The organism is Pseudomonas sp. 05T35, assembly GCF_056396605.1.
Window position 1 is genome coordinate 1 of record NZ_JBFTLU010000618.1, and the last position, 2,066, is coordinate 2,066.

The following is a 2,066-nucleotide window of genomic DNA, read 5'->3' on the forward strand; positions in this document are numbered from 1 at the left end:
CATGAGCGTCGACGGTGGTGGGCGGATCAACTACAGCCCTTCGGTGGCGGCGGTCGGTGCGACAGCCGCACAGTCGATTTACTACATGCCGCAGAACGACCTGCAAGTGACCGCGTACCATTCGCGTGGTGTTGAAGCCGGCTCCATGCGGGGTTACGGCACCCTGCAAAGCATGGCCGCCACCGAAATGATGGTGGACGAAATTGCCGATCGTCTGGGCATTGATGCCATCGACCTGCGCAAGAAAAACGTGCTGCTGTCCGGGATGAAAAACACCCAGGGCGCGGTGCCGGCCGGTGCGTTGCGCCTGCATGAAATTCTCGAAAAAGCGGCTGGCAACGAGCTCTGGAAAAACCGTCACGGGTTGAAAAAACAAGAGGACGCCAAGGACCCGGACAACTGGTACGGGATCGGCTTCGCCATTTGCCAGAAAGACTTCGGCACCGGTTCCGAAGCACCAATGGCCAGTATCGAATTCACCGCTGACGGGCATATCACGCTGCGCCATATCGGCATCGAGATTGGCACCGGCATGTCCACTTCCCAGGCCTTGGTGGTCGCCGATTTCCTCGGCAACCCGGCCAGTGAAGTGAAGACCGGCGAAACCGAATGGAAAGAGCTGCAGCTGACCAGCAGCGGCAACCCCTACCTCATGAGCCAGGCCGAGCAGGATGCGATGCTGCGCAACCCGCGCTGGGTCGGCAAGATCGCCTCGGCATCATCGGCGACCAACTCTGCCTATTACTTCAGCCATGCGACCCGTGAAGCGGCGCGAGTGTTGTTCAATCACGGCCTGTGGCCGGCCGCCGTCGAAATCTGGCGTCAGGGGCCGTTCGGTGGTCAGGCCAACCCGTATGTAGTGCGCCGCGAAGATGCCCATTGGGTGGACGGCAAACTGACCGCCAACGGCATGGAACCGCTACCATTTGCGGTGCTCGCCAAACGTGCCCACGAGCGTGGTCTGGTGACTGGCGCGACGGTGCACGGTTTCAACCGCTGGAGCTGGGCCGAGGCCGAGTACAGCATCAATGGCGTGCGCGAGCGGTTGCCGCTCGATGGACTCGCCGTGAAGTATGGCGACGGTGCGCCGAACGCGATCAAGGCGCAGATGAACAGCGCCGGTTTCCACCTGCTGGATCGGCAGAACATTGCCTACCCGGCGACCCAGTTGAACAACGCGGCGGTGACCTATTACAGCCCCGTGGCGACGCTGGTTGAACTGAAAGTGAACAAGGGCTCGGGCGAGGTGAAGGTCCTCAACCATCACTCCTGGCTTGAATGTGGCCGGGTGTTGGTGCCAGAACTGGTCAAGGGCCAGATCGAGGGCGGGATCGCCATGGGCATCGGCCACGCGCTGCTGGAAGAGATGCCGCTGTACGAAGGTGGACCGGGGGAGGGTGACTGGAACTTCAACCGTTACCGTTTGCCGCGCGCCAAGGACGTCGCGGTCTGGACGCAGACCGCGGAAATCCTCCCGCCATTGTCGCCGAGCGACCCGTCCAAGGGCATTGCCGAAGTGGTGATGATTCCGGTGGTGGGCGCCATCGCCAACGCCGTGGCCCATGCAATTGGCAAACGGGTCCGTGACCTGCCTATCACTCCAGCGCGCATCAAGGAGGCCCTCAATGGCTAACCGTCCGCTTCAAATGACCCTCAACGGTCAATCCGTCGGTCCCGTCGAGGTCCCTGATGATCTGCCGATGATCGATTATCTGCACGAATACCGAAACCTCACCGGCTCGCGCCTGGGCTGCGGCCAGGGCATTTGTCACGCCTGCGTGGTGATTGTCGACAACCCCGACGGCACTAGCGAGGAAGTACGCACCTGCATTACCGGCGCGCATTACTTCGAGGGCAAGAAAGTCCGCACCATCGAAGGCCATGCGAGCCGCGATGAAAGCGGCAAGGTCACCGAGCTGACCCCGATTCAGCAACGCTTCGTCGACGAGTTCGCCTTCCAGTGCAGCTATTGCGCCCCGGGCTTCGTCAACGCTGCGACCGTACTGGTGGAAAAACTCCAGCGTCAGCCGATCAGCAAAAGCCAACTGGAAGCGGTCATCGAAGAC

2 protein-coding genes are annotated in these 2,066 nt (G+C 61.4%); both read left to right on the top strand.

Annotated features, from left to right (window positions below; translation table 11 throughout):
- On the top strand, positions 1-1,633 hold a 1,633-nt coding region (locus AC1DH9_RS28045), incomplete at its 5' end, for a xanthine dehydrogenase family protein molybdopterin-binding subunit (RefSeq protein WP_477809226.1).
- Positions 1,626-2,066: (2Fe-2S)-binding protein (locus AC1DH9_RS28050; RefSeq protein ID WP_477809227.1), on the top strand; the 441-nt coding region annotated here is incomplete at its 3' end. The genes AC1DH9_RS28045 and AC1DH9_RS28050, both read left to right, overlap by 8 nt.